Genomic DNA, 20426 nt, shown 5'->3' on the forward strand with positions numbered 1-20426 from the left:
ACCGCCGTTAATGCGGCCGTAAGCCCCTTGCACGATTATGCAGGAATTACGGGGGTCATTCCATTCATGTCCAGCCTTTCGACGGCGAAGTTCCTGCCGCAGTTCAAACTTGGCACCAAGGCCGTCCTGTGCGCCGTGCTGCTGATCGCCGTAAACACGGCGCTCGTGGTTGGCGCCGGCTATTGGTCGCTGACCAACGCCTTCAATGACCGCGCGCTGCGCGACATCGAGGTCAATCTGCGCACGCTGGCGCTGGCCTTTGCCGAGATCGTGCCCGACGCCAAGATCACTGTGCGGGATGGCGCGGTCGCGCGCGCCGAGATCCCCAAGATGCCCGAATTTAGGGATCACGCCATCGTCGACCGCGCGGTGTCCTATGTCGGGGGCAACGCAACCCTGTTCGTGTTCGACGAGGCGAGCGGGCAGTTCGTCCGTCGCTCGACCAATGTGAAGAAGGAGAATGGCGACCGCGCCGTCGGCACCCAGCTTGCCGCCGATCATCCGGCGCAGGCCGGCTTGCGCCGTGGCGAGGCCTACAAGGGCCCGGCCGTTCTGTTCGGCAAGTCCTTCATGACCGCCTATTTCCCGGTCGCGGACGCGACCGGCAAGGTCGCCGGCATTCTCTACGTCGGCATCCCGATGGCCCAGTTCGAGAGCATGCTGACCCAGGCGATCTCGAGCATGGCCGCCGCCGCCGGGTTCGCCGCGCTGCTGGTTCTAATCCTCACCCTGCTGATCGTCCGCCGGGTCACCCGGCCGCTGACCTCGGTCACGCGCTCGCTCACGGCGCTGGCGAACGGCCAGAGCGATGTCGAGATCGATTGCGAGGATCGCGCCGACGAGATCGGCGAGATCGCCCGCACCGTCGCGGTGTTCAAGAGCAATTCGCTGGAGCGCGCCCGCATGCGCAGCGAGCAGGCGGCGGCTTCGGCTGCCGCAGTCGAGCAGCGCAAGGCCGACCTGCGCAACTTCGTCGAGCAGTTCCGCGGCAGCGTCGGCGGCATCCTCGACAAGGTGCTGACGTCGTCAGGCGAGTTCGAGCGGGTGGCGCGGCAATTGACCGACACCGCACGCTCGACCGCCGATCTGTCCGCACAGTCGGCCGGGGCGTCCGAGGACGCCTCCGAGCACGTGCGTTCGGCGGCGTCAGCCTCCGACGAGCTGAGCCAGTCGATCTCCGAGATCACCCGGAGAGTGCAGGAATCGAACGAGATCTCCGCCGAGGCGGTGAGGCAGGCCGAGGTCACCGACCAGCGCATCGCGCAGCTCTCCGAGGCGGGCACGCGCATCGGCGACGTCGTCAAGCTGATCACCTCGATCGCCGAGCAGACCAACCTCCTGGCGCTGAACGCCACCATCGAAGCCGCGCGTGCCGGCGATGCCGGCCGCGGCTTTGCGGTCGTGGCTCAGGAGGTCAAGACGCTCGCCGGCCAGACCGCCAAGGCGACCGACGAGATCTCGAACCAGATCGCCAGCATGCAGCTTGCGACCGAGGAATCGGTCGCCGCCATCAGGGCGATCAGCCAGACCATCGAGCGCATCAGCGGCATCGCCGGCTCGATCTCGGCTGCGGTCGAGCAGCAGAAGAGCGCGACCCACAACATCGTGGCCAGCGTTCGCGCCGCGGTCTCGGGTACGGCCGAGGTCGCCGTCAACGTCCGTCACGCCGCCAAGGGCGCGAGCGAGACCGGCGAGACGTCGAGCCGGATGTTTGCCTCCGCGCAGGCGCTGTCGGGCGAGAGCCTGCATCTGAAGGCCGAGGTCGACGGCTTCCTCGAGCGCGTTCACGCGGCGTAGGGCTCCAACGCGGTCATTCCGGGGCGGTGCGTCAGCACCGAGCCCGGAATCTCGAGATCCCGGGTCTGGTCCTTCGGACCATCCCGGGATGACTTTTAGCGGTCGCTATTCGCGACCGCCAAAAGTCACTTAGGCTGCGGCACGATCCGGATGTAGGGCTTCGGCTCTTTCCAGCCCTGCGGGTAGATCGTCTTGGCCTCGTCGTTGGAGACCGAGCCTGCGATGATCACGTCCTCGCCCTGCGTCCAGTCGGCCGGGGTCGCGACGCGATGCTTGGCGGTGAGCTGGAGCGAGTCGACGACGCGCAGGATCTCCTGGAAGTTCCGCCCCGTCGTCATCGGATAGACCAGCACCAGCTTGATCTTCTTGTCCGGCCCGATGATGAAGACGTTGCGGACGGTCTGGTTGTCGGCCGGCGTGCGGGTGAGGGGATCGCCCGAGGTCGAGGCCGGCAGCATCTCGTAGAGCTTGGAGACGTTGAAGTCGGTGTCGCCGATCATCGGATAGTTCGGAGCCGCCCCTTGCGTCTCCTTGATGTCCTCAGACCACTTCGCGTGGCGATCGACCGGATCGACCGAGAGGCCCATCAGCTTGACGCCGCGCTTGTCGAATTCCGGCTTCAGCTTTGCCAGTGCGCCGAGCTCGGTCGTACAAACCGGCGTGAAGTCCTTGGGGTGCGAGAACAGCAGTGCCCAGCTGTTGCCGATCCAATCGTGGAACTTGATCTTCCCTTCGGTCGTCTCAGCTTCGAAGTCGGGGGCGGTGGTGCCGATCGGAAGTGTCATGGTTCTACCTCATCACATTGAATTTGCTTGAGAATTGGTCTTTGGCCGTCGCCGTCAGTATAGGGGCTTGGCGAGGCTAAGTGAACGTTGACTGAACCGCTTGAAGTAAAATGTGAATTCCTTCTCTGAAGAGCCGATCTCCTAGCACTTTTCTGTTACAGCGGCACCTGCGGCGAAACATCTCCACCGGGGCCTCACGGTCTCGATTGCCCCGATAAAGCCTTTTATGACCCGCATCACGCCCGCCCGACGCTCTCCGGAACCGAAATGGTTCTCATAGCGACTAATCGGCAACCATTGAGAAAAGTCGCGATCTCCGTATCGAATCATTAACCACCTCTTTACGCCCGCATGAAAATGCTGGTCGGTCAGAAGAAATCTGGAAGTGAACTATGTCTGCCGCTGCGCCTAAGTCTGTTGAGTCGCCGTCCCTCGAACCGTCCTGCCGCGATACCGCGGCTCATGCTCTCTCCATCGTGCGCGACGGCGTGATCACGGGCGAAGGCCCGACCACCAAGGGGCGGGTGCACTTCTCCCGCTCGCTCGATGCCGATGACACCGCCTGGTGCACGCGCATCCTGACCGCCACCGCCGTCAACGACCAGCCGGTCAGCCGCGCCGAAGCCGAGACGCTGTTCGAGATCAACGAGGCCGCGACCGAGCGCACCGACGGCGGCCGGTTCGACGACCTGCTTGCCAAGGCCGTGGCCCACTACGCCGCAAGCGCCTCGGGCCTGAAGGTGCCGCCGCGCAGCGTCGCGCTGTCGGCCGACACCGAGATCGAGAGCTGGGCGCCGTCCTATGCCTCCAAGGTCAACAGCGAGATGCTGGAGTGGATCGCCGGCCAGATGCGCGGCAAGCGCCAGAACAATCGTCGCCTGATGGCGATGGTGGCGACCTTCCTGGGCGCCACCGCGCTGCCTCTGGCGGGCCAATTGCCGAACGTGTTCGACATCGGCATGTAGCTTCACGCGCCTCTCATGAGGACGACGCTATTGAGCGGCGGGGTTATTTCCCCGCCGTTTTTTGTTTGCCGGCGTCCGGTTCGAGCCCGAGCGTGCGGCCCGGGAAGCCGGCGGCGTCGAAATAGCGCTGGCTGCCGACGCGCTGGAGGTTGAGCACGGTCTGAAGGCCGTTCTCGGACATCTTCGACTTCTCGACGCCCTTGAATGGCACGATGCCGTTGGGCAGGGCCTCCGACATCACGCGGCCGATCAGGCCGCCGTTGTGTGCGCCGCGCAGGCCCATCAGCTGGGCGGCCGTCATGCCGACGTCGGCATTGCTGACCGGGATCAGGCTGACATAGCCGGCTTTGAAATCCGGTCCGATCGCGGCCATGAAGTTCATGGTGTCGCCGCGGCTGAAGCTGCCATGCATGCCCTGGCCCTGGCGCAGCACGGTGTCGGCGACCTGCACCGAGCAGTTGGTCGGCGCCTCGCCGCAATCGCTGGCATAGGAGCGGAAGTTGACGACGATCGACGGCGTCGGCGTCGCCGACTTGCCGCGCAGGTTGAGGCTCGACAGCGGCAGCGTGCCGGGGAAGCGGCCGAGCTGGTCGTCGACGAACAGGCCGGAGACGTAGTCCTGCTCGAGCAGGGCCTTGATCGTTTTCGCCGCGAGCTTCTTGTCCTTGCTCGGCAGGTAGACCAGGTCCGAGCCGCCATTGGTGGCGACGACGAGATCGGGCTTCTCCGGATCCTTGCCGAGCACGCCGTTGCCGGCCTTGGGATGCTTGTTGCCCTCGACCTTCGCATTCTTGTCGTTGGGGTCGAACAGCGGCAGATCGAGCGCTTTTGCAAGGTCGAGCGCCAAAAAGCCCATCGGCAAGAAGTCCTTCGGCGTGTCGTCATAGCTGACCTTGGCCGACGGGCTGGTCTTGCTTTCCTTGGAGATCGTCGAGAAGCCGTGGTCGGCCGAGATGATGATGTTGGTCGAGGCGGCGAGCCCGAGCTCGTCGAGCGCCTTGCGGAGCTGGGCGAGGTTGTTGTCGGCGTTCCTGATGCCGGCCATCGAGGTCGGCCCGTTGATGCCGGGCATGATCTGGTTGAGGCTGTCGCCGGTGTTGTGCTGGCTGCCGTCAGGGTCGCGCGACCAGAACACCAGGACGAACGGCTTGTTGCGCGCCTTGAACATCGGCAGCACCACCTTGGCGGCGACGTCGGCGAAATAGGCCTGCTGCGCGACATTGGCGACGGTGGTGCCGGGCGTCTTGGCATCGCCGGCCTTGCTGTTGTCGCCGCGCGGGGGCGTCGCAAGGGGCAGGCCGGCCTTGGTCAGCGCCGCCTTCACCTCGTCCGACAGCGCCACGCCGTTCTTGCCGCCGGTTGAGTCGTCGAACACGACCGAATGCAGGCCGGGCTTCTCGGGCTTGTCGGTGTGGTCGAACTGGTAGGTCGGGCCGACCTTGCCGATCGCCGCCGTGCTCAGCCCCTTGTCGCGGGCCATTTTCAGAATGGTCTCTTCGTTGAGATAGTCGCCCTTGAAATGCTCGTCGATGTCGCCGAGCACGGCGTCGTTCTCGATGAAGGGGACCACGGTGTCACCGGCGGGGACGGAGGTGTAGTTGGTCCAGATCGTGTTGGAGAACACGCCGGTGTCACCGAGATAATGGCCGGTCGACATCGCCGAGCCGTTGGCCATGGTGAAGGTCGGGAAGAGGGAATGCGGGTTCTTGAAGTTGACGCCCTTGTCGCGCACCTCGGCCATCGCGGGCGCCGTTTCAGGGGTGACCTTCAGCGCGCGCAGCCCGTCCGGGATGAACAGGATGAGGTTGCGGGGGGTGTTGTTTTGGGCGGAGGCAAGTCCAGCGGAAAGTCCGGTGGACAGCACTGTCAGTCCGGCGGACAGCAACACCAGTGAACGGCGCATCAAATCTCTCCTAACGGTGAGGCGGCAAGGCCGCGACCGCGGCCCCGGCCTTCGTTTAGTTTTGCTGGATGACAGTTTTGTTACAAGGCCTGTTACTAGTGCAAGAGGGATGGGGAGGGGGGCGGCAACACCCTCGTGTCCCGGACGCGACGCAGCTCGTAGGATGGGTAGAGCACTTGCGAAACCCATCATGCTTCCCCGTAGACGAAAGGTGATGGGTTTCGCTTCGCTCTACCCATCCTACAACCCCGCAGACACACCTCCGCATCCTCGCGGCTTGTTTCGCCCGAGTTCTGCTTTGTCACTTCACCCTCATCAATGAAAGAGGGCGCAGGGAAGGCCGGGAGCCGGCTGGCTCCCATTGACCGCTATGCCAAGAGCAGGTTGCGCTACAATGCACAGCGGGAAACAGGGCAACCGGAGACATCCCGGCCTTCCCTGCGCGGATGGTTGGAACGGCTTATGTCGTGAGCTCCCCGGGGAGCGATGCACTATTGCCCCCGTCGCCCTGCGGATGGCTGATGCGCGTACCCGGTCGGGCCGCAACATCACCGCAAGGCTTGACGCACAGACCCCGGGCGTCAGGACCACACGATTTTGCCGTACGCAAGCTGCACCGGTCGTGCGCGCGACGCTTTTCGCTCACGGCTCTCCGCCCTGCGAAGCCTTCGCGCCAGTGAAACCTGCGTCCACCGCTGCCCGGCCCGCGTGTCGTGACGATCGCGATACGCCCCTCTTCCTTGGGCCGGAGTGAAAAATGTCTAACAAAAATCCGAATTCTAATAAATAGAATTATTTGATGCCGGTCGCTTGACCCCGGTCTTGAGTGTCTTGCCCGACGGGGTGCACAAGGGGTTGTGCCGGGACACTTATTCCGGCGCGGTCGTCACCCGCGGAGTCTGCGCGAGGGCCTGTGCCGGCTTGACGGACGCCGGGTCGGCTCCGCTCCTGGTCCGATCGCGCCGCAGCGAGAGCGGGGCCGTCTTGAGCGCATAGATGATCGCGATCTGGGTCCGGTTCTGGAGACGGTACTTGCGCATGATGTTGCCGATATGCGCCCGCACCGTGTTCTCCGAGATCTTGAGCTCGTAGGCGATGTTCTTGTTCTGCATGCCTCGCGCGATCAACATCATCAGCTCACGTTCGCGCGGCGTCGGTGTAATCGAATCCTTCGGATCCGGGCTCATGACTGGCTCCTCCCTGGTCTTCTGGTTGACGTGGCAGCCCCCCGGCATCTTCTCACTCCGTCTTGAGCGCCTCGATCGGGCTCAGCCTGGATGCCTTGTGGGCGGGGTAGAAACCGAAGATCAGGCCGGTCGCGATCGAGAAGACGAGGGCAAGGCCGATCGCTTCGCCGTCGATCGAGGTGATCCATCCGGCCATACGGGCGACGGTCATCGAGAGTGTGATGCCGCCGGCAACCCCGATGGCGCCGCCGAGCAGGCAGAGGACGAGTGCCTCGCAGAGGAACTGGAGTCTGATGTCCCGCATCCGGCCGCCAAGCGCGCGGCGGATTCCGATCTCCCGCGTGCGCTCCGTAACCGACACGATCATGACATTCATGATGCTGATGCCGCCGACGAGCAGCGAGACCGAGGCGATGGCGACGAGCAGGAGCGCCACGGTGCGGATCGCGCCCTGCTGCGCTTCCATGGCGGCGGCCGGATCCTGGACCTTGAAGTCGTCCTCCTGGCCGGCGGGGATGCGGTGGCGCTGCCGCAGCAGGCTTTCGATCTCCGATCGCGCGCCCGCCATCTGACTGTCCGCAGCCACCTTGGCGATGATGTAGGCGACCGAATCCCGGTTGATGTTGCTCGCGCTGCCAAGGAAGCGCAGCTTGGCCGTGGTGAGGGGGACGAAAGCGACGTCGTCCTGCGCCGGGCCCTTGCGATCGAGCACGCCGACGACTTCGAGCGGCACCTTCATGATCCTGATCTGCGCGCCGATCGGATCGTCGCCGGGCGCGAACAGCTCGCGCGCGACGGTGCTGCCGAGGATCACGACCTTGCCGGCACCGGTCTCTTCGGTGCCGGAGAAATAGCGCCCGGCCGCGAGCTGCCAGTCGCGCACCATGAAGTGACCGGTCGTCGTGCCGTTGATGGTCGTATTCCAGTTCTTGCTCTCGTGGATGACCTGCGCCGTTCCGGCGATCGAGCCGGCCGCGGCCTGGATCTCCGGAATCTGCTCGATGATGGCCTGCACGTCGCTCTCGGTCATCGTCAGCTTGCTGCCGTCCTTGAGCCGCACGCCGCCCTGATAGACCGCGCCCGGCGTGATCATCAGCACGTTGGCGCCGATCGAGCGGATCTGCTCCTGGAGGCGAAGCTGCGCGCCGGACCCGATCGCAAACACCGTCACGATCGAGGCGACGCCGATCACGATGCCGAGCATGGTGAGGAAGCTGCGCAATGTATTGAGGCGCAAGGCGTGCAGGGCGATCTGAAAGCCCTGGAGCATCGTCATGACACAGCGCTCCGTTTCGGCAGCAGCGGGGCCACCGTCTCGTCGCTGACGAGCTCGCCGTCGTGCAGGCGGATCGTGCGCCGGCACCGCGTCGCGATGCCTGGGTCGTGCGTGATCATCACGATGGTCTGGCCGGTCCGGTTGAGCGCGGCGAACAGCGCCAGGATCTCGGCGCCGGTGCGGCTGTCGAGCGCGCCGGTCGGCTCGTCGGCGAGCACGATCAGCGGAGAGGCGATCAGTGCACGCGCGATCGCGACGCGCTGCTGCTCGCCGCCCGAGAGCTGCCGCGGAATTAGGAATTGAGCGACATCAGGACCTCGGCCTCGCGCTCCTGGGCCAGCCGTGCCGTGAACTCGGTCTGCGCGTCGTCGACCGTCGTCGTCGCCACCACGTTCTGCGACTGCAGCGCCAGCTTGCGCTGCAGGGTCCTCTGCGCCGAGGCCTTGACGGCTTGCGCGCTCTCGAGCTTGGCGGCGAGCACGTCCCGGCTGCCCCTGGCGTTCTGCAGATCGATCCTGGCGCGATCGAGCTTGGCGCGCGCGATGTCGACCAGGGAATTGGCGACCGCCAGGGAAGCCCTGGCTTCGTCGACCTTGGCCGCGAAGCTGCGCGGATCGATCAGGGCGAGCGGCTGGTCCTTGGCGACGGTGTCGTTGAAGTCGACATAGACCCGGGCGAGCTGCCCGGACAGCTGGGAACCGACCTCGATCGTCTTGACCGGCTGCAGCGCGCCGGTGACGGTCTGCTCGATGCTGCCGCGCTGGATCGCGGCATAGCGGAACATCGGCGCATCCGACCCGAAGGCCGAAGCTTCGCGCCCGCCGGGCACGAGCAGCCGTTTCGTCGAGTCGTAGGCGTGAGCCGCCGTGTCTGCCGCGCTCCCGGCGGCGCCGGCGATGACGGCCGGCTCCGCGGCGAAGACCGCGGCAAGGCCGCATGCAGTTCCAAGCACGGCAATAATTGGCACAAATCGCATATCAAAAACTCGCCTGCTTGAAATGGCTTCGTTGGCGGCGCGGAGCGAGATCGCGCTATGGTTGTAAATTGTCAAAAGCAATATCGATCGTCAGTATGTCGTCGTTGCCGGGGCGACGGTCGGGTGCGCTGAGCGATCCAGAAGTAAAGTGCGGGGGTGCGACTTTTCGTGATTTGCGTGAAATGTATACCCGGCGTATACCAAAGGTTGCGCGCGGTATCGAACTCGATAGGCTGACTGAACGTCCCGTATGATCTGGCCGATGCGGCCAGTCGCCGGCGTTCAAGTCGGCGTATGGGTGGCGACGCCATGACGCAGTCGGCGATACCGCGGCGACGACGTCGGATTGCTTCATTCGCGATAACGCGCCTCGCCGTGATGCCGCCGGTGGCGAGATCGAATCTCTGCAATCACGAAGCCCGATATGTGAACGCCTTCACTCGTCTTCACGGAGTGTTGGCCCTAAGACGTCGAACCGGTGGACCGACGCCATTCGTTCGATCCCCGCGAATTCAACCAAGCACCTTGTTCTCGCTTGCAAGAAGAATGGATGGCTCGCTGCTTGCTCATCGAGCCCCAAGCCGGGGAGTCCGTCTGCCATGAGCTCAGGTCAAGCCACCGTTTACGTCGTTGACGACGAGGTTCAGATTCGAACTGCGATTGGAAGTCTCTGCGAGGAGACCGGACACCAGGTGAGATTGTTTGCGTCGACCGACGAATTTCTCGCGGAGAGACTTTCCGGCGGGCCTTCGTGCCTCGTGCTCGACGTTCGCTTTCCCGGGACCTCGCCGACCGGCCTCGAGCTGCAGCGCCGGCTCGCCGAGACGGGCGTGCCGATTCCGATCGTCTTCATCAGCGGCCACTCAGACGTCCGTGTCTCGGTCGAGGCGATGAAGCGCGGCGCGGTCGAGTTTCTGCCAAAACCCTTTCGCGAGCAGGAGATCCTCGATGCGATCAGGCATGGCATCGAGCGCGACCGCAGGCGGATGGAACGCGAATACGCCGTGCGCGAGGCCCGGCTGCGCATCGAGACGCTGACGGCGAGGGAGCGCGAGATCATGCTGCTGATGGCCGAGGGGCTTGTCGCCAAGCAGATCGCGGCGAGGCTTGGCGTGAGCGAAGTGACGGTGAAGGTCCATCGCGCCCGGATGATGCGAAAGCTGGAGCTGCGTTCGCCGATCGAGGTGGCGCGGCTGATCGACAGCATGGGACGCGAAGCGGAGACGGCGCGCTCCGGTGCAGGACAGCCGCAAACCTGAGGCTGCGCGTGGCGACATGCAGCGCTTCGTCTAGTCCGTACCGATTAGCATGAACTGCAGTCTGTCGCGATCGCCGCGATCGGTTCAGAGTCATCCCACGATGTCGGTCGCATTCAGGACCAGCATCCGAAACCAGTCAGACAACTTGGCCAGAAAGGGATACTCCATGCGCAAATTGTTTTTTGCTTCCGTTGCCGTGCTCGCTCTGTCTTCCGCGGCCCAGGCCGCCAATACTTCGACCACGGTGCAGGTCGGCTTGGTGAACGGTTCGAGCGTCACGCAGAACGGCCTCACCAACGACAGTTCGTCGACGACCCAGATCGGCATCCTGAACGGTGCGTCCACCATGCAGGGCACCAGCTCGCCGTCGCTCAACAACGTCAGCACTGTGAACCAGGCCGGCGTGCAGAACTCGGCGACCACCGGCCAGGTGGCCTTCGGCAACAACGGCAGCGCGATCACCCAGAATTCGTTCGGGCCGCCCGCGCTCCAGAACAACTCCGCCAGCGTCGGCCAGCTCAGCTTCGGCATCAACACGAGCACCGTCTCGCAGACGGCGCACTGAACCATCTCGTCGGCCGGATGCGTCACGGCGCGTCCGGCCAATTCTCGCGGAGGAACATGACATGCGGATCACCTATCTCGTTGCGACGGCCATCGCGCTCAGTGCCCTGACCACCGTCGATGCCCAGGCCGGCAACTCGGCCAGCGTGCTGCAGTTCGGCACGACCAACAGCTCCTTCATCTCGCAGACGGGCTCGACCAGCAACAACGCCACGACGTTGCAGTTCGGTGCGACCAATACGGCGACCACCTTGCAGACAGGCTCGCTCCTCACCGTCAACACCGCGGTGACCGGGCAGGGCGGCACCACCGCGACGGCGTCCAACACGGCGCTGACCGGCCAGGTCGGCGGCTCCAATTCGAGCCTGATCGGTCAGATCGGCGCGAACAACACGGCAGGCGTCGGGCAGCTCGGCATCCTGAACGGCTCGACGATTCTCCAGCAGACTCCGTGAGCAATTCTGAAGTGGTGAGGCACGTCATGAAACGTCTCTCGAAACGCCTCTCGAAACGCCTCTTGGCAAGCAGCTGCGCCGCAATGTTCGCCTTGTGCTGCGCCGGCGCCGGATCAGCCGGCGCCCAGACCGCCGACATCAAGACCATCGTGTCGGTCGGCGGACCGCCGGTCGTGCTGAACCAGAACAGTCAGCTCAACATGGCGGGCGTGTTCATGGTCGGCGGCAGCACCAGCGCGACCGTTGTCCAGAACGGCACCAACAATGCCACGGGCGTCCTGCAATTCGGCGGGACGAATTCGGCGTCGGTCGGGCAGGCCGGGATGAACAATTTCGCCTTCGTCGGCCAGACCGGCCAGTCGGCGACCAGTCTCGTGTCGCAGCTCGGCGCCATGAACACGGGCACGGTGGCGCAGTTCAGCACGGTCAATACGTCGACGATCGTCCAGACCGGTCCGTAAAGACGCGCGAACTCATCGGCGTCGGGAACCAGCGGGGAAGCGCGATGCGGAGCGGCAGAGAGGTCTCGAAGCGGGTTCTGGCCGTGGCGGCGTTGCTTGCCGCCATCGGCGCGGCGACGCAGGCGTCGGCCGGATCCATCCAGCGCAGCGTGACGAACCCGAACGTGAGCATCGAGACGATCGTGCAATTCGGCAACGACGTTCAGCCTGTCACGATCGAGGAGAACAGCCGCGTCAATATCGCGCGGGTGATCCAGATCGGCGGATCGGGAACGGTGGATGCGACCATCATCCAGAACGGCACGCGCAACTATGCCAACGTGATCCAGATGGGCGGCACCACCAACGCGGCGGTCGGTCAGTCCGGCCTCAGCAACACCGCCGACATCACCCAGATCGGCAATTCCACCAATGCGCTCCTGCTTCAGATCGGCGACATGAACTCGGGAGCGGTGAGGCAGTTCGGACGTTTCAACTGGCTGGCGATCTTCCAGTTCGGCCGATGATGGAGGGATGACATGAGGTTGCTTCTGCTCGCATCCGGAATAGGATTCATGGGCGTGGTTGCGATGGCGCCGGCCGGGGCCGGCGACGGTCACACCACGGTGGTCCAGGACGAAAACGGGACGGCGGCGATCACGCAAAGCGGCGATCCCGCGCAGGCCGAGGTCAGGATCGAGAAAGAGCCCGGGCGCACCACGGTGTACCGGCGCAGCGGCGGAAACACCGCGATCGTGACGCAGGGCACCGGAAATGCGCAGGACATGCTCGATTGGCTGCGCAAGCACCAGCAAGACCACTGACACGTCCTGCTGACGCAGAGAGGCCCATCGTCCCTGAAAGGACGACGGGCCACCCGCGTTGGCCGGAACGACGTCGCTGAAACAGGCCGGGACTTCCGGGCGTTCTGCCGCACCTTGTTCCCCGTTAATCCCGTGTCTTAACCAACAATTAACTATACGTTTGCGGGTGGGCGACAGCCCGGCCTAGCGTGTGGTGGGGAGCCGCCGAAGCCAAACGAGTTGGTGCGTATCATGATGTCCAGATCATATGGGGCGCTGCTCGCCTCGCTCAGCGCAGCCGCGCTGCTCCTTTCTTCCAGCGACAGTTTTTCAAGACCCGGCGGCGTTGCTGCGCATGGGCTCGCTGCGGCGCCGCCGACTGCGGCAATGCGTCCGCCGATCGCGCCGGGTGCCCGGTTCCGCGGCCGCAACACGCCGTGGGTCTATTGGCCGGGCGGCGGCGGGTTCTTCTACGACGGCGCGGGCTACGGCCAGCCCTTCGCCGACGCCGGGCAGCCGCTCTCCAACGACGTGCGCTACACCTATACCTATGACGTTCCCTGGGACTGGACGCATCGCTTCCCGCCGAACGTGGTGCCGTCCGATCGGCCCTACGTGCCGAGCTGCCCGACGGAGCAGGTGACGGTGCCCGGCCGCGGCGGCGGCGAGCACACCGTCAACATCATGCGGTGCTACTAGCCCAGCTCAAAGCTGCTCACGCCGAAGACGCGGTCGATCCGCAGCGGCGCGATCGGCCCCGTGTACATCCGCGCCGTCTCGAACACCGGCTTGAGGCCGAGCTGTTCCGCGAGCGCGATGGCCTCGCGATTGACGGCGGGGACATCGAGGAAGACTTCGCCGTCGCCCGCACTCGCCAGCAACGCCTGCACGACCGCTGCGGCCGCGGCGCGATCATCGGCGACGAGCGGGCCGATCTTGTGGCCGCTCCGGCACCGGCGGATCACGCCCCATGCGGCAAGCTTGCCATCACGCAGCAGCGCGCGGCCGACATGTCCTGATGTGTTGATCCAGGCGCGCAGGAAGGCGCTGCGCGGCGCTGGGAACACCGTGGCGTCGTCGGCTTCGACGAGCGCGAACGGGATCGTGTCGAGTGCGACGAGGTCAGTGGGCGGCCCTGGCGGCGCGGCGACGATGCCGCCATAGCGGATATTGGCGTAGGCAAGCTGGAAGCCGGACTTTCTGTAGTTGTCCTGCTGCGCCACGACGCCGTCGAGGCCAATCACGCGGGGGCGCGCATGCGCGATCGCCGCATTCCAGATGCGCAGGCCGTGGCCGGAACCGCGAAAACTTTCACGCACGATGTAGAAGCCGAGAAAGGCGAAGCGGTCGTCGTAATTGACGCAGGAGACGGTCGCGACCGGCTCGCCGTCGATCTCGCCGACGAAGAAACCTTGCGCATCTGATATTGCGAAGCAGGCGGCGTCGGCGAGGCCCGGATTCCAGCCCTCGGCCGCGGCCCAGTCGACGGCGATCGAAATCTCCTCGGGCCGCAAATTGCGGATCTGCAAATCGCTCATCACGGATGCCTTCGACGGTGGACCTGCCGGCAAGTCTGGCGGTAGAAGGCCTCATGATAGGCCGGGCCCGCGGCTCGCCTCAAGACAGGGATGATCAGTCATGGCAGCAGAGAAAGTCGCACTCGTCACCGCCGGCGGCAGCGGCATGGGGGCAGGGGCTGCGCGGCGGCTCGCGGCCGACGGCTTCCGCGTCGCGATCCTGTCGTCCTCCGGCAAGGGCGAGGCGCTGGCGGCCGAGCTCGGCGGGCTTGGCGTCACCGGCTCCAACAAGTCGAATGAAGATCTGAAGCGCCTCGTCGACGGCGCGATGGCGAAGTGGGGGCGTATCGACGTGCTCGTCAACAGTGCGGGCCACGGACCGCGCGCGCCGATCACGGAGATTACCGACGAGCAGTGGCACACCGGCCTCGATACATATCTGCTCAACGTGATCCGGCCGACCCGGCTGGTGACGCCGGTGATGCAGGCACAGAAGGCTGGCGCCATCATCAATATCTCGACCGCCTGGGCATTCGAGCCGAGCGCGATGTTTCCGACCTCGGCGGTGTTCCGCGCGGGCCTTGCCGCCTTCACCAAAATCTTCACCGACACCCATGCCGCCGACAACATCCGCATGAACAACGTTCTGCCGGGCTGGATCGATAGCCTGCCGCAGCTAGATGCGCGCCGCGACAGCGTGCCGATGAAGCGCTACGGCAAGGTCGAGGAGATCGCGGCGACGATCGCGTTCCTGGCGTCCGACGGCGCGGCCTACATCACCGGCCAGAACATCCGTGTGGACGGTGGGCTGACGCGTTCGGTCTGACGCCGGAAGATTCGAATCGCGCTCGCGCCGCCTTGTCGTGATGCGACACCGGCGCGCGTAGCGCGCCACGGATGAAGGGCGAGGCGTGGCTCTTGGGTCACACTCCTCGTCCGTTCGCACGACGTGGGGCGCACACTACGTCACAGTCCCTATGAACTTCGCCGCAGCCCAAGACGGCATGGGGCCGGCGGCCTATGCCCGATCTGCGCCGGATGCCTTCCGCCCGCGCGCATTCGAAACGCGAGCTGATCGCGTGGCTAGAATGAAGAAGTTTTTGCTGGCGGTCGCTTCGGTTGTTTTGGGCACCGCATCGGTGCAGGCGGCCGACCTCGCGGCGCATTACACCAAGGCGCCGATGATGGCGCCGGCTTACAACTGGACCGGATTTTACGTCGGCGGCAATGTCGGCGGGCAGTGGGGCAGCTCCGATCCCAGCACCTCGACCGTGTTTTCTCCGACGGGCTATTTCGCCGCCAGCAGCGTTCCCGCCATCAACACGGTCGGCGCCCAGGGCATCAACAGCTCCAGCGTGACCGGCGGCTTCACCGCCGGCTACAACTGGCAGGTCAACCATGCCGTGCTCGGCCTCGAAGGCGACATCAACTATTTCGGCTTCAAGGGCAGTGCGACCGGTTCGGCGCTTTATCCCTGCTGCGCGCCGACCGGCTTTACGGTGTCGTCGTCGGTCTCGGCCGACTGGCTCGCGACCATCCGCGGCCGTATCGGCTTCCTGGCCGCTCCGACCTGGCTGCTCTACGCCACGGGCGGCGCCGCGATCGCGGAGGTCAAGGGCAATTTTAACTTCACCGACACGTTTGCGGGAGCAACCGAGTCGAGCGCGATCCGCGACACGCGTCTCGGCTGGACCGCGGGCGTGGGCACCGAATATGCGTTCGGCGGCGGCTGGTCGCTCAAGGCCGAATATCTCTATGTCGATCTCGGACGCGCCAGCGCGACCAGCACGAACCTTGCTGCCTTCGTGCCGGCCATCGCATTTCCGAGCAACGTCTACACCCACTCGGTCGATCTCAAGTCGAACATCGTCCGCGTCGGCGTGAACTACAAGTTCGGCGGACCTGTCGTCGCCAGATACTGAGCTTCATCCCGTTCCGAATCTGGCGTGGAAAGCCCCGGCTCAGCCGGGGCTTTCTGTTTCGAGGGCCGGCTTCAGTGCGAGGCCACGAGCTTCGCCAGCGCGGGCAGGATCCTGTAGCGCGCGATCTCGTGCGGATATTCGCCGCGATTGGCCAGCAGCACGATGCCGATCCGCCGCGCCGGCACGAGGCCGAGATAGCCGGAGGCGTTGTTGAGGCCGCCTGGCTTGTCGACGACGGTGGCCTCGGGAAGATGCACCGTCTCCCACGCCATGCCTTGCCCGAATTTCTCGTCGACGCGGAAGGTCTCGTGCTGCGTCATCCTCAGCGCCTCGCGCAAATGCGGGTCGACCGAGTGGCCATCGACGCAGGCCGCAACGAAGGTCGAAAGATCCCGCGGCGAAGAGAATATCTGGCCGGTGCCGGGGAAATCGAAATAGCTCTGCTGGTTGCCGGGCGGGCCGATGGCCATGCCCTGATCCGAATAGCCCTGGACGACCCGCTGCATCCACGCTGCATCCATGACGGCACGGTTGTCCTCGCCGCGTTCGGGCACCGAGGTCGCGGTCATACCGAGCGGCCTGAAGTGCGCTGTTCGAGCTGGGTTGCGATCGGCGTGCCGTAACAGCGTTCGAGCACGAGCTGGAGCAGCACATAGCCGGCATGGCTGTAGATGCGCTGCTTGCCGGGCGCCTCGCCAGACTGCGGTCTCCAGGCGTTGAGCATCTCGATGAACTGTGCGCGCGAGAACTCCTCGTTCGGCCAGGGCGGGTGGTCGGTCGGCAGCAGCAGTCCCGACGTGTGCGTGACGAGTTCGCCGACGGTGACGCGGCGGATAGAGTCGCCGGTGAGCTCGGGCAGGTATTTCGGCAGGCGGTCGTCGAGCCGCAGCTCGCCCCGGAGCGTGCCGAGCGCGACCAGCGTCGCCTCGAACGGCTTGCGCAGCGAGCCGAGGTTGAACAACGTGTCCGACGTGACCGGCCGTCGCGTGGTGTCGTCGGCAAAGCCGTAGTTGAAGAACTCGACATGGCGGCCGGCATAGAGCGCGGCGGCGAGGCCGCCCGGTTGGTCCGGCGTCGCGGTCGGCGCCAGCTCATTGGCGACGATGTCGCGCATCTGCGCGATCATGTCGGAATCCGCAGCCGCCTCGCGCGGCCTGATGAGGCCGATTGCGAGCGGAAGCAGGGCCGCCCTGGCGAAGCCGCGCCGGCTGATCGAAAGAGATCGTAAGGTGACAAGAGAGGACACGCGCTTGATGAACAGATTGCCGACGCCCCCGGCGCCAGTCGTACCTGCAAACCGCGTCCCGCCTCAATTCACAATCGCGCGTTGGAAGTTCCGTAGCGAACCTTCTAGCCGCCTATCCAGCGCACGGCCGCGTCGACGACGGATTTTACTTAGCTTGTCGGCTAACAAATATTGACGCGGGTTCGCGACGGGTCTATAGTTAGCTTCATGGCTAACCAATTATCTCGACTGGACCAGATTTTTTCCGCGCTCGCCGACCCGACACGGCGGGCGATCGTGATGCGGCTCTGCATGGGCGAGGCATCCGTCGGCGAGCTCGCGGATCCCTTCGACATGGCGCTGCCGAGCTTCATGAAGCACGTCCATGTGCTGGAGACGAGCGGGCTCGTCCTGTCGGAGAAATCCGGCCGCGTGCGCACCTGCCGCCTCAGCCCGGACGCGCTCGTCGGCGCGGAGGACTGGTTCCAGCAGCAGCGCGCGATCTGGGAGGCGCGCCTCGACCGGTTCGAGGCTTACGTGATGAAGCTCAAGAAAGAGAAGGAGAGGGCGGCCGCCAAGCGGCCGTCCCGAACAACCAAACGGAAAGGTTCTGAGTGATGACGAATTCTGCCAATCCCGCTTTGTCGCAATGGTCGCTCGACCGCGAGATCGTGATGTCGCGCGTGATCGACGCGCCGCGCGATCTGGTGTTCGAGGCGTGGTCCGATCCGAAGCACCTGCCGCAATGGTTCGGGCCCAAGGGTTTCAAGATCGAGACCTTCGAGATCGACGTGCGGGTGGGCGGCGTCTGGCGCTTCAACATGATCGGCCCCGACGGCACCGTCTATCCGAACCGCATGCGCTTTCGGCGCATCGAGCGGCCGTCCTTGATGGAGATGGACCATGGCGTCGACGGGGACGACGATCCCGGCATGTTTCGCTTCACCGTCACCTTCGCCGAGCAGAGCAACGGCAAGACCGTGCTGATGATGCGGCAACTGGCCTCGAGCACGGAGCAGCGCGATGGCATGATCAGCTTCGGCGCCGTCGAATACGGCTACCAGACGCTGGACAAGCTCGCGGCTTATGTGGGCGCGTTGAAGAGGTAGCTGCACCGTCAGTCGTCATGCCCGGGCTTGTCCCGCCTGCGCGGCCGAAGCCGCTCCGGCGAGGCGAAGGCCCGGGCATCCACGTTCTACGTGCCGCGCGGTCAGGCGTGGATGGCCGGGACAAGCCCGGCCATGACGAGAGGAGGTCGATGGCGCCCCTCACTCGTCCACCTCGGCTGTCACTCCCCCTTCAGCCCGGCCTCGCGGATCAATCCGGCCTACCTCTGGGTCTCGCTGTCGATGAACTGGCCGAATTCGGCGGCGGTGCCGGTGCGCACTTCCAGGCCCTGGGCGGTGAGCTTGTCCTTCACGGCGGGGTCGGCGAGCACGCGCGAGACTTCGGTCTGCAGCTTGTCGACGATCGGCTGCGGCGTTGTGGCCGGCGCCATGAAGCCGAACCAGCCGGCGGCGATCACGTTGGGAAAGCCTTGCTCGCGCAGCGTCGGAGCCTGCGGATAGAGCGGGCTGCGCTCGCTTGAGGCGACGCCGAGCACGGCGAACTTGCCGCTCTGGATGTAGGGCAGCGCCGTCGGGAGTGCGGTCAGCGTGGCATCGACGCGGCCGGCGAGCAGCTCGGTGTAGGACGCCGCGTCACCGCGGAACGGGATGTTGAGACCCTTGACGCCGGCATCCCTGAACAGGAGCTCGCCGGCAAGATGCGGCTGCGAGCCGGCGCCGGGTGAGGCGAAGGTCAGTCCGTCCGGACGATTTGCCGTAGGCGATCAGGTCCGGCAGCGTCTTGAACGGCGCTTCCGCGCTGATGATCAGGAACAGCGGCGCGATCACCGCCATCGCGACCGGCCGAAGATCCTTGCGATCATAGGTCAGCTTGCCGAACAGCGCCTCGGCGGTGGCATAGGGGGCCGCGACATAGAGAATGGTGTAGCCGTCGCCCGGCGCATGCGCGACGAGATCGTTCGCAATGCGCGTGCCGGCGCCCGGCTTGTTCTCGACGATGAATTGCTGGTGCAGGCTGCGGCCGAACTCTTCGGCGAGCAGACGCAGCGAGATGTCGTTGGAGCCGCCGGGCCCGTAGGGCGAGATCAGCCGCACCATGTGCGACGGCCAAAGGTCCTCAGCGCGCGCGGAGACTGGAAGCCCGGACAGGGCAAGGGCGAGGGTGCCCAGCAATGTTCGGCGTGTGACAGTCATGTTGGCCTCCCGGTGGTGGAGCGCCAGTTGTCTTGTTCATTTCCTGGCCCTCTTCTTGTTTTGCTTTTGTGTCTCGGCCGCCGGCCCTGCCGCGCCGACGATGGCGCGGATGCTGTCGGCGAGGGCGGCGATGCGCGGGCCGATCTCGGCCTCCAATTGGCCGGGCTGGAGCCGGAACGCGGGAATGCCGCAATTGATTGAGAACGACCGCCTCGTCTCATCTGCATGAAACAGCGGCGCGGCGACGGCGTGGATCGAGGCCATGTACTCGCCCCAGCAGGTGCAAAATCCGCGGCTGGCGCATTGTGCAAGGCCGGCGCGATATCTGTCGCGAAAGGCCGACCACAGCTCGGCATCCTCGCTTGCGATCTGCTGTTCGAGCAGCACTGCATCGGCCGGCGGCAAGGTCGCCGCCGCGGCGCGGCCCATTGCCGTCATCACTACGGGAATGGGCATGCCGATGTCGGGGACGTGCGGGCCGACATCGCCGGAGCGCGCGGTCTCGACATAGATCATCGACGTGGCGTCGAGCAGGCCGATCGAGACCGTGCCGCGCACGCTCTGCGCCAGCTCCATCATCATCGGGCGCGCGACCTGGCGGAACTGCATGTCGGCAAGCAGCGGATGCGCCATCCGCAGGGCGCGTGCCCCGACGCGGTATTTCGTACGTTCGGCGTCGTAGCGGAGGTAGCCGAGCTCGGCGAGCGTATGCGTCAGCCGTGCCACCGTCGGCCGCGGAATCCCCGTCAGCGTCGACAGCTCCATGTTGCCGAGCTGCGTCGTTCCGGCCTTGAACGCCTCGAGCACCACGAGGCCCTTTGCCAGCGTCGTCGCGAACGCGGCGTCATCCGCGCTCGAAGCCAGCACTGCGGCCGCGGATGAGGAGGCGGGAGGCGGTTTGGACGCGGTTCGAGCCATGGGAGTTTTAATGGACCCGCTCCGCTGGCTTGTCCAATAGATTCGACAATTTTGCCTCTTCCGTCCAATATGTGGACACGCTCTCCGTCGTTACCGCGGGCAAAAAAGACGAGCGCGAGCCGAGCCGCACACAGATTTTTGTCGTGATTCCATGGCGTCCTGTGACAGGATTA

General features: G+C 65.2%; 20 protein-coding genes and 3 pseudogenes. 12 read left to right on the forward strand and 11 right to left on the reverse strand.

The window, feature by feature from the left end:
* Window positions 1-66: 66 nt before the first annotated feature.
* Window positions 67-1797 (forward strand): methyl-accepting chemotaxis protein, encoded by a 1731-nt coding sequence (locus ACFLEY_RS17995; protein ID WP_028171437.1) that lies wholly within the window; start codon window positions 67-69, stop codon window positions 1795-1797.
* A 125-nt stretch (window positions 1798-1922) separates the two neighbouring features.
* Here ACFLEY_RS17995 and ACFLEY_RS18000 read toward each other — a convergent pair whose 3' ends face one another.
* Complete coding sequence (locus ACFLEY_RS18000; RefSeq protein ID WP_011088064.1) at window positions 1923-2582, reverse strand: peroxiredoxin; 660 nt, start codon at window positions 2580-2582, stop codon at window positions 1923-1925.
* A gap of 392 nt (window positions 2583-2974) precedes the next feature.
* On the opposite strand from ACFLEY_RS18000, the gene ACFLEY_RS18005 reads away from it, so the two are divergent.
* Window positions 2975-3547, forward strand: a complete 573-nt coding sequence (locus tag ACFLEY_RS18005; RefSeq protein ID WP_028171438.1) for a hypothetical protein — start codon at window positions 2975-2977, stop codon at window positions 3545-3547.
* A 43-nt stretch (window positions 3548-3590) separates the two neighbouring features.
* On the opposite strand, the gene ACFLEY_RS18010 is transcribed toward ACFLEY_RS18005, so the two are convergent.
* From ACFLEY_RS18010 to ACFLEY_RS18030, 5 genes and pseudogenes are all read right to left on the reverse strand, one after another.
* Entirely contained in the window at window positions 3591-5450 is a 1860-nt protein-coding gene (locus tag ACFLEY_RS18010) for an alkaline phosphatase family protein (protein WP_211433659.1), read from the reverse strand.
* An 869-nt stretch (window positions 5451-6319) separates the two neighbouring features.
* Entirely contained in the window at window positions 6320-6637 is a 318-nt protein-coding gene (locus ACFLEY_RS18015; protein WP_038967096.1) for a response regulator transcription factor, read from the reverse strand.
* A 52-nt stretch (window positions 6638-6689) separates the two neighbouring features.
* Window positions 6690-7913 carry an ABC transporter permease gene (locus ACFLEY_RS18020; protein WP_060912558.1) on the reverse strand — a complete coding sequence of 408 codons (1224 nt, stop codon included), beginning with the start codon at window positions 7911-7913 and terminating at the stop codon, window positions 6690-6692.
* Window positions 7910-8203: pseudogene (locus ACFLEY_RS18025) on the reverse strand (ATP-binding cassette domain-containing protein); the annotation flags it as partial. The pseudogene ACFLEY_RS18025 and the gene ACFLEY_RS18020, both read right to left, overlap by 4 nt.
* A gap of 2 nt (window positions 8204-8205) precedes the next feature.
* On the reverse strand, window positions 8206-8889 hold the full coding sequence (locus tag ACFLEY_RS18030) for an efflux RND transporter periplasmic adaptor subunit (RefSeq protein ID WP_249162987.1): 684 nt from the start codon (window positions 8887-8889) through the stop codon (window positions 8206-8208).
* Window positions 8890-9488: 599 nt separating this feature from the next.
* On the opposite strand from ACFLEY_RS18030, the gene ACFLEY_RS18035 reads away from it, so the two are divergent.
* Window positions 9489-10148: a response regulator transcription factor gene (locus tag ACFLEY_RS18035; RefSeq protein WP_028171442.1), complete on the forward strand. Its 660-nt coding sequence runs from the start codon at window positions 9489-9491 to the stop codon at window positions 10146-10148.
* Window positions 10149-10238: 90 nt separating this feature from the next.
* Here the strand turns inward: ACFLEY_RS18035 and ACFLEY_RS18040 are convergent, their stop codons facing one another.
* Window positions 10239-10739, reverse strand: coding sequence for a hypothetical protein (locus tag ACFLEY_RS18040; RefSeq protein ID WP_171901290.1), 501 nt, complete (start codon window positions 10737-10739; stop codon window positions 10239-10241).
* A gap of 35 nt (window positions 10740-10774) precedes the next feature.
* On the opposite strand from ACFLEY_RS18040, the gene ACFLEY_RS18045 reads away from it, so the two are divergent.
* The 5 genes from ACFLEY_RS18045 (at window position 10775) to ACFLEY_RS18065 (ending at window position 13109) form a co-directional block, all read left to right on the forward strand.
* Complete coding sequence (locus ACFLEY_RS18045; RefSeq protein WP_011088055.1) at window positions 10775-11167, forward strand: curlin; 393 nt, start codon at window positions 10775-10777, stop codon at window positions 11165-11167.
* A 26-nt stretch (window positions 11168-11193) separates the two neighbouring features.
* Window positions 11194-11628, forward strand: a complete 435-nt coding sequence (locus ACFLEY_RS18050; RefSeq protein ID WP_051000353.1) for a curlin — start codon at window positions 11194-11196, stop codon at window positions 11626-11628.
* 44 nt (window positions 11629-11672) lie between these two features.
* Window positions 11673-12134, forward strand: coding sequence for a minor curlin subunit (locus ACFLEY_RS18055; RefSeq protein WP_011088053.1), 462 nt, complete (start codon window positions 11673-11675; stop codon window positions 12132-12134).
* A gap of 12 nt (window positions 12135-12146) precedes the next feature.
* On the forward strand, window positions 12147-12431 hold the full coding sequence (locus tag ACFLEY_RS18060; protein WP_060912557.1) for a hypothetical protein: 285 nt from the start codon (window positions 12147-12149) through the stop codon (window positions 12429-12431).
* 231 nt (window positions 12432-12662) lie between these two features.
* Window positions 12663-13109: a hypothetical protein gene (locus ACFLEY_RS18065; protein WP_028171445.1), complete on the forward strand. Its 447-nt coding sequence runs from the start codon at window positions 12663-12665 to the stop codon at window positions 13107-13109.
* On the opposite strand, the gene ACFLEY_RS18070 is transcribed toward ACFLEY_RS18065, so the two are convergent.
* Window positions 13106-13948, reverse strand: coding sequence for a GNAT family N-acetyltransferase (locus ACFLEY_RS18070; protein ID WP_060912556.1), 843 nt, complete (start codon window positions 13946-13948; stop codon window positions 13106-13108). The two genes, ACFLEY_RS18065 and ACFLEY_RS18070, sit on opposite strands and share 4 nt — an antisense overlap.
* 100 nt (window positions 13949-14048) lie before the next feature.
* On the opposite strand from ACFLEY_RS18070, the gene ACFLEY_RS18075 reads away from it, so the two are divergent.
* Together ACFLEY_RS18075 and ACFLEY_RS18080 are read left to right on the forward strand one after the other, a co-directional pair.
* Window positions 14049-14753, forward strand: a complete 705-nt coding sequence (locus tag ACFLEY_RS18075) for an SDR family oxidoreductase (protein WP_011088050.1) — start codon at window positions 14049-14051, stop codon at window positions 14751-14753.
* A gap of 262 nt (window positions 14754-15015) precedes the next feature.
* On the forward strand, window positions 15016-15849 hold the full coding sequence (locus ACFLEY_RS18080) for an outer membrane protein (RefSeq protein ID WP_011088049.1): 834 nt from the start codon (window positions 15016-15018) through the stop codon (window positions 15847-15849).
* Between the two features lie 71 nt (window positions 15850-15920).
* Here ACFLEY_RS18080 and ACFLEY_RS18085 read toward each other — a convergent pair.
* Window positions 15921-16975: pseudogene (locus ACFLEY_RS18085) on the reverse strand (serine hydrolase).
* A gap of 327 nt (window positions 16976-17302) precedes the next feature.
* On the opposite strand from ACFLEY_RS18085, the gene ACFLEY_RS18090 reads away from it, so the two are divergent.
* Both ACFLEY_RS18090 and ACFLEY_RS18095 read left to right on the forward strand, forming a co-directional pair.
* Window positions 17303-17692, forward strand: coding sequence for a helix-turn-helix transcriptional regulator (locus ACFLEY_RS18090; RefSeq protein ID WP_028171449.1), 390 nt, complete (start codon window positions 17303-17305; stop codon window positions 17690-17692).
* Complete coding sequence (locus tag ACFLEY_RS18095) at window positions 17692-18183, forward strand: SRPBCC family protein (protein WP_060912555.1); 492 nt, start codon at window positions 17692-17694, stop codon at window positions 18181-18183. The genes ACFLEY_RS18090 and ACFLEY_RS18095 overlap by 1 nt, the downstream gene beginning before the upstream one ends.
* A gap of 218 nt (window positions 18184-18401) precedes the next feature.
* Here the strand turns inward: ACFLEY_RS18095 and ACFLEY_RS18100 are convergent.
* Together ACFLEY_RS18100 and ACFLEY_RS18105 are read right to left on the reverse strand one after the other, a co-directional pair.
* Window positions 18402-19335 (reverse strand): annotated as a pseudogene (locus tag ACFLEY_RS18100) (Bug family tripartite tricarboxylate transporter substrate binding protein).
* A gap of 36 nt (window positions 19336-19371) precedes the next feature.
* Entirely contained in the window at window positions 19372-20253 is an 882-nt protein-coding gene (locus ACFLEY_RS18105; RefSeq protein WP_060912554.1) for an IclR family transcriptional regulator, read from the reverse strand.
* Window positions 20254-20426 lie beyond the last annotated feature (173 nt).

This window comes from Bradyrhizobium sp. YCK136 (genome assembly GCF_044570075.1).
Taxonomy (GTDB): domain Bacteria; phylum Pseudomonadota; class Alphaproteobacteria; order Rhizobiales; family Xanthobacteraceae; genus Bradyrhizobium; species Bradyrhizobium diazoefficiens.